We start from the raw sequence: 6,960 nt of genomic DNA, 5'->3' as shown, positions 1-6,960 counted from the left end.
TGAATGAAGGCAGCATGCTTTCGTTGCAGCTGGTCGCCAGCGATGCCGATGATGCGACTGGCGACCTGCTATTCTCGCTCGTCTCCGGACCAGCGGGCGCGACGCTGACGGCTGGCGGGCTGCTGAACTGGCGCCCTGCCGACGGCGGGGCAGAGGCGGCCTTTACCGTCCGCGTGACCGATCCCCATGGCGCTCAGGCGGAACAGAGCTTCAACGTCGCCGTGGCCGATGTCGCGCCGGTCCTCAGCGTGTTTGGCCTGACCACGATATTGACCGGCAAAACCTATACGATCGCGCTGGGTTCGAGCGATCCGGGCGACGACCGGCCGATCGAATGGGTCATCGACTGGGGTGATGGCACAACGCCCACATCGGTGGAAGGCAGCGCCAGCGCGGCAAGCCACATCTACGCAGACGATGGCAATTTCCTGGTCAGCGCGCGCTTGCGCAATGACGATGGCAGCTTCTCGGCGACACCGCTCGGCGTCGTCGTCAATGATCCGCCATTGCTGCGGTTGACGCAGGCGGGCTTTACCGAAGGCGGGCTGGTCGTGCGTGTTTCCGAACCGCTGGATGCTCTGGCAGGCAGCCAGGCGGTGCAACTCACCGACGGCAGCGGCAATTCGCTCGCACTCACGCTCGGCCTCGCGACGGACGGGCTGGGCTTCACGCTCACGCGCGCCGACGGCAAGCCGCTGCAATATGGCAGCTATGATCTGGTCATTGCCGACGGCGCATTCATCAGCGCGGATGGTTCGGTGCTGGACGGCGATAATAACGGCCTGGTCGGTGGCGTCTATCGCACGCGTCTGACCTTCAGCCAGTCCATGGCGGGCAGCGCGCGCCTGCCCGACTTCATGCGCGGGCCGGGTGAGCATGTGGACGTGCCGCTTGCCGATAATGCCGGGCTGAAAGTCAGCTTCGCCGGCCAGGGCGGCGTCAAGACCATGACATTCACGGTTTTGTACGATCCCGCCCTGTTGCGGGTCGATGGCGTGTTGCCGGGCGCCGATCTGCCCGCGGGCGCGAGCCTCGGCTTCGTGACGGAGGCGGCCGCTGGCGGCAAGCGTCTGGCCCGGATCAGCGTCAGCAGCGATACGCCGATCGCTGCGGGCGACCGCTGGATACTCAGCCTGGACGCGACCGTGCCAGACACGGCCCCTTACGGGTCGAGCGAAGTGCTGGAAGTGAAGGTCGAAGCGATCAATGCCACTGCGCCCTCCGCAACCGAGGATGATCAGGCGCTGCAACTGGTCGGCTATTATGGGGATGCCAATGCAGATCGTCGCCAGACCATGGCGGATCTGTGGCTGGCGACACGGGTGGCGCTGAACATCGACAAGGGCTTTGCGGCATGGGGTGACGCGCCGCCTGCGCTGGTCGCTGACATTCGCGACCATCGCCCATTGGCGAACCCGCTGCTGCCGGACATCGAATCTATCCCGGTCAAACCAGCGCCATTGTGGCAATCGCAGGTCGTGCTTCCCGCCGATTTCGGTCCGATCACCTACGGATTTTACGATGCGGTGGATCGCTGGGCGCAAGATATTCGAGCGACGGATTCGGCATGGTATGAAGTGGGGATGGATGGCAAAAAGCAGGATCAGTCCGACGCGGCTGCTCCAGCCCCGGCAACAGGTTCCGACACGCCACCATCCCCGGCGTCGACACCAGCGCCCGTTGCGCCAGTGCCGACAGCGTCGGGCCCGGTGGATGACGCGGTCACGGCAGCGGCTGTCGCCGGGGCCGCGCCCGTACAGCCGAAAATCAACATGAACGCGCAGCCGGTCGCCAGCCGGATGATAGCCGCGATGACGGACGCGGATGATCAGTGCGCGACATGGCTGTCGCGCTTCCTGCTCGACAATGGCGATAGCCCTGCATGTTCCACGACTGATGATTTCCTCCCCATTCTCATTCCCGGTCTCAATCAGCCGAGAGAGAAGGCGGGCGACAAGCGCCGCAGGGATGCCATGCGCACAAGTGAAGGGCCTTCGGGCGAACTGGAGAAAAGCGAATGAATGACAAGTCCGCGACGGCCAAGGGACAGGCCGCGCCGCGCCAGCAGAAGCTTCGGTTCAACAGTGCCAATGTCAAAAGCAGCTATTGCAACATGTGCAACGCCACCAGCACGCGGGAGGAAGTGGTGCTCAATTTCGGGGTGAACCAGAATTGGGACCAGCCCAGCACTACGCCCGCGGAACTGGAGGTTGATCTGCAACATCGGATCATCCTCAGCCCCTTTGCCGCCAAGCGGTTGAGCGAGGCGCTCTCGCAACTCGTGCGTGACTATGAAACAAGATATGGCAAACTCGCCTGAGGTCGATGTTGTAGGACGCTGATGGCGCGTAGATTTGCTTTCTGCGTCGATTGGGGTGGCTTCAGCATGGTTCGCCAATGGGGGCAAAGGCACGAGATGATCAGCCGGGCGATAATTTCAGGGGCCATGATAAATTGAGAGCCATGCCCTCCACATCCGAACCGGCCGATGATGCCCGGCTATGGGCGTCGATGGCCAGCGCGCGCGATGCCGGGGCGTTCTGCCGCGCCTGGCTCGATCTGCAATGCGCGCGTACGCCGGGGGCGATTGCGGGCCTTGTCGTGCTGGAAGGGGAGGAGAACAGCTTTGCCCCGGCGGCTTCCTGGCCAGCAGGGCCGCAGGATATTCCCCATTTACGCAAAGTGGCTGAGCAGACCCTGACCAGCGGTCAGGCGGTCGTTGAAAATGACCCCGATCATCCTGCACATACCGGCATCGCCTATCCCATCGCGGCGGGCGGGCGGACCTATGGCGCGGTCGTGCTCGTCATCGCAGGCGCCACGGCGGAGCGATTGCAGCCGATATTGCGCGAACTCCATTGGGGCGTGGGCTGGATATTGTCGATCGTATGGCAGCATCAAGCCAACGAACAGGCCGACAGAAACGCCGCGTCCATCGCCGCACTGGATGTGCTGGCCGCGGTCGAAGAACATGAGAGCTTCGATGAATCCGCCGTCAGCCTGTGCAATGCCCTGGCGGTCGCGCTTGAATGTTCACGGGTCAGCTTCGGCAAGGTTTACAAGGACAAGGTCTCGCTTGCCGCCATGTCGCATGGTGCATGGTTTCGCAAGAAATCCGATACCGCCGAAGCGATCGAGGCGGCGATGGACGAAGCGCTGGATCAGGGCGTCACACTCAGTGTTCCCTCGTCGGAGGGCAACCGTCTCATCACGCTGCAACAGGTCCGTCTGGCTGCCAGCGGCGGATTGATGGCGGTCGCGTCCGTGCCGGTGCTGGATCGCGGACTGCCGGTGGGCGTCATCACGCTGGAGCGCGATGCGGAAGGCGCGCCCTTCGCCCCCCGCGACCTGCTGTTCGCGCAGAGCGTGGCGAGCCTGACGGCGCAATTGCTGGCATTCAAACTGCGGGAGGAACGCTGGTTCGGTGGCCGCGCCCGGCGGCATATGATGGATGGCGCGCGTGCCCTGTTCGGCCCACGCCGTCCGCTTGCCAAGGCGCTTGGCGTTGCCGCTCTGGTGTTGCTGCTGGTCCTGCTCGTGCCGCTTGCCCAGTTCCGCGTCAGTGCCGACGCTGCGCTGGAAGGGCGGGTGCAACGTGCCGCCGCAGTGCCCTTTTCCGGGTTCATCGCCCAGTCCCATGCCCGCGCGGGGGATGTGGTTAAACAGGGCCAATTGCTCGCCACGCTCGATGATCGGGATTTGCAGATCGATCATGCCCGTTCGGTGAGCGAAGTGCAGCAGCTTGATCGGGAGTATCGCGAATCGCTCGCCAAACACGAGCGATCGAACATGAATCTCGACGGCGCCAAACTGCGTCAGGCCGAAGCACAACTGCGCCTTATCGAATATAAGCTTGCGCGGACGAACATTCTCGCGCCGCTTTCCGGCGTGCTGGTTTCCGGCGATGTCAGCCAGCTCGTAGGCACCCCTGTCAAGGAAGGCGAAATCCTCTTCGAGGTCGCGCCGCTCGACGATTTTCGCGTCGTCCTGCATGTCGAGGAGGCGGACATCACCTATCTGCGGCCGGGACAAAAGGGGCGCTTTGCCCCAACCGGCCTTGCCGGGGGAACCGTGCCGTTCGTCGTTACCCGCATCTCCTCCGTGACCGGGACGCAGGACGGCAAGAACACCTTCCGGGTCGAGGCAGAACTGGACAGCGGCGCGCCACGGACGCTGCGTCCGGGCATGGAGGGCATTGCCAAGGTGACGATCGACCGCCGGTCCAATCTATGGATATGGACGCGCGGACTGCGCAACTGGCTCCAGCTCTTCTTCTGGAAGTGGATTCCCTGAGCGCATCATGGCCAATCCGTTCCACAGCTCGTCATGGTTTCAGGTCGCGCGGCTCCGCCCCCGGCTCAAGGGGCATGTGCGGGTGCGCAGGCACCGCTATCGCGGGCAGGTCTGGTATGTGATCGACGATGGCGCCTCCGGCAAGGCGCATCGCTTCCCCAAGGGCGCCTATGAACTGGCAGGCCGTCTTGACGGAACGACGACGGTCGAAGCGCTTTGGGAATTGCTGGTGGAACGTCTGGGCGAGGACGCACCCAGTCAGGATGACGTCATCGCCGCGCTGGGGCAACTGCACGCGGCCGACCTGCTTGCCAGCGATACATTGCCTGACACCGGCGAAGCCTATGAGCGGCTCAAGAAGGAGCGTCGCCAGCGCTGGTTGCAAAATCTCAAAAGCCCGATGTCGGTGCGGATCAATCTTGTCGACCCGGATCGCTTCCTCACCCGCCACATGAACCTGGTCGCGCCGCTGTTCAGTGTCGCCGGGGTCTTTCTGTGGCTGTGCGTGGTCGTGCCCGCGCTGCTGCTGGTCGGCACTCACTGGAACGCGATGACCGGCAATCTGGCCGATCGGGTATTGGCAGCCGACAATCTGCTGCTCATCGCGCTCATATATCCGCTGGTCAAATGCATCCATGAACTGGGCCATGGCTTCGCCGCCAAGAATTTCGGGCGCGAAGTGCGGGAAATGGGCGTGATGCTGCTGATCCTCGTGCCCGTACCCTATGTCGATGCCTCGCATGTCAGCATCCTTGCCAACAAATGGCAGCGGGCGCTGGTCGGCGCGGCTGGCATGATCGCCGAAGTGTTTATCGCCGCGCTCGCGACCTTTGCCTGGGTGTTGATGGAACCGGGGCTCGCGCGGGCTATCGCCTTCAACATCATGCTGATCGCCGGGGTGTCGACTGTGCTGGTCAACGGCAATCCCTTTTTGCGGTTCGATGGCTATTATATCCTGTCGGACCTGATCGAGATTCCCAATCTGGGCAGTCGCGCCAACAGGTTCTGGGCGCATTTGGTCGACAAATATATATTCCGCACCCCCGGCGTGCTCCCGTTCGACGCGACGCCGGGCGAAAAGCGCTGGTTCCTTTTCTTTGCCCCGGCTGCGCTGATCGCCCGCATGACGATGCTGATCGCCATCGCTCTGTTCGTGGCCCAGAAATATTTCGTGGTCGGCGTGCTGATAGCGCTCTGGTCATTGTGGAGCGGGCTGGGCCTGCCGGTCTGGAAGATGTTTGCGCATGTGGTTTCCAGCCCGCAACTGCATGGCAACCGGAAACGGGCGGTCAGGATCACGCTCGGCGTCGTCGGCGCACTCTTGCTGGCGCTGTTTGCTGTTCCGCTGCCGCTGCACGTCAATGCGCAGGGGATCGTCTGGTTGCCGGAGGAAGCGCATGTGCGCGCTGGCGCCGATGGCGTCATCACCCGGCTGGCGGCGTCCGACGGCACGCCGGTCAAGAAGGGTGCGCTGCTGATGCAGGCGGAAAATCCGGTGCTGGAGGCCGAAGTCGAGCAGATACGCTGGCGCTTGCGCGAACTGGAGGCGGAAGCGGATGCCGAACTGGCCGGCGATCTGGTCAAGCGGCAGATCAGCCAGGACGCATGGCGCGAATATTCCCGCCGACTGGTCGTGCAGGAACAGCGGCTGGGGGATCTGGGTCTGACGGCGGGGACAGATGGCACGTTCATTCTCACCCAGGCCCCGGCGCAGGATTTGCCTGGTCGCTATGTGCAAAAGGGGACGCTGCTTGGCTATGTGACGCCCGGCTATGCGGCGGTGGCCCGTGTCGTCGTGCCGCAGGACGATATCGAACTGGTGCGGGCGCGACTGCGCGGCGTGCGTTTCTGGCTGGGGTCCGAACCGGGCAAAAGCTGGGATGGGAGCATTGCCCGTGCGATACCGGGCGGCACCTTCGAACTGCCGAGCGAGGCGCTTTCCACCACGCACGGCGGAAGCATCCCCACCGATCCGGGCGATGAGAAGGGGCTGACGGCGCTCAACCGCGTGTTCCTGTTTGATGTGTCGCTGCCACAGCAATTGCGCGATGCCCGGTTTGGCACCCGCGTTCATGTCCGTCTGCAATTGGGGTGGGAGCCGGTCGGCTGGCAATTCATGCGCCGTCTGCGCCAGCTTTTCCTGACGCAATTCAATGACTGACGCGACGCTTTCGCGCTGGGGCGCGCTCAGTGGGAAGGTGCGCGAAAAGGCCCGCCATTTCTGGCATGAGGCGCGCAGCGACGCCCGCCCGGTCATTGCGCCCTATGCAGAGCGCGGGTCAGCACCGTCATGGAAATGGGACCGGCCACTCGCGCTCCTGCTTGGCCGCGTCATGCTCGCCGCGCAGCGGGGCGCGCCCGGCCTGCTCGATCGGGCGCAGCATATCGTCCAGCGTTGCGAGGAACTGGCCGATCTGTCCGATGAGGCGCTTGACGCTGCCTGCCGGGAAATCCGCGCCCGGCTGGTCCGCGAACGGCTGGGCCAAGCGGTGGTGGATGAAGCCTTCGCCCTGATCCGCGAAGTGAGCGGTCGGGAACTGGGCCTGCGCCATTTTCCTGTGCAATTGGCCGCCGGGCTGGTGATGCTGGATGGCGGGCTGGCCGAAATGGCGACGGGGGAGGGCAAGACGATCACTGCCTTGCTACCCGCGATCACCGCCGCGGGCT

4 protein-coding genes and 1 pseudogene are annotated in these 6,960 nt (G+C 63.9%); all 5 read left to right on the top strand.

Annotated elements, in window-relative coordinates; all coding sequences use genetic code 11:
• The coding region (locus SX1_RS22635; protein WP_043145639.1) for a PKD domain-containing protein at positions 1–2,021 on the top strand (2,021 nt) is incomplete at its 5' end.
• Positions 2,018–2,320: a DUF3467 domain-containing protein gene (locus SX1_RS12240; RefSeq protein WP_017182489.1), complete on the top strand. Its 303-nt coding sequence runs from the start codon at positions 2,018–2,020 to the stop codon at positions 2,318–2,320. The genes SX1_RS22635 and SX1_RS12240, both read left to right, overlap by 4 nt.
• Before the next feature lie 143 nt (positions 2,321–2,463).
• On the top strand, positions 2,464–4,293 hold the full coding sequence (locus SX1_RS12235; protein ID WP_019053216.1) for a GAF domain-containing protein: 1,830 nt from the start codon (positions 2,464–2,466) through the stop codon (positions 4,291–4,293).
• 7 nt (positions 4,294–4,300) lie between these two features.
• Positions 4,301–6,454, top strand: a complete 2,154-nt coding sequence (locus tag SX1_RS12230; RefSeq protein ID WP_019053215.1) for a hypothetical protein — start codon at positions 4,301–4,303, stop codon at positions 6,452–6,454.
• Positions 6,447–6,960: pseudogene (locus SX1_RS22630) on the top strand (DEAD/DEAH box helicase); the annotation flags it as partial. The gene SX1_RS12230 and the pseudogene SX1_RS22630, both read left to right, overlap by 8 nt.

It is taken from the genome of Sphingobium xenophagum NBRC 107872 (assembly GCF_000367345.1).
Classification (GTDB): Bacteria; Pseudomonadota; Alphaproteobacteria; order Sphingomonadales; family Sphingomonadaceae; genus Sphingobium; species Sphingobium xenophagum.
Note: the sequence above shows the minus strand (reverse complement) of the source record. Positions and strands in the feature narration are given on the sequence as shown.

What these genes read in the sequence shown, in the direction of transcription:
- SX1_RS12230 (WP_019053215.1), top strand. Translation starts at nt 4,301, where the DNA reads ATGGCCAATCCGTTCCACAGCTCGTCATGGTTTCAGGTCGCGCGGCTC.
- SX1_RS12240 (WP_017182489.1), top strand. Translation starts at nt 2,018, where the DNA reads ATGAATGACAAGTCCGCGACGGCCAAGGGACAGGCCGCGCCGCGCCAG.
- SX1_RS12235 (WP_019053216.1), top strand. Translation starts at nt 2,464, where the DNA reads ATGCCCTCCACATCCGAACCGGCCGATGATGCCCGGCTATGGGCGTCG.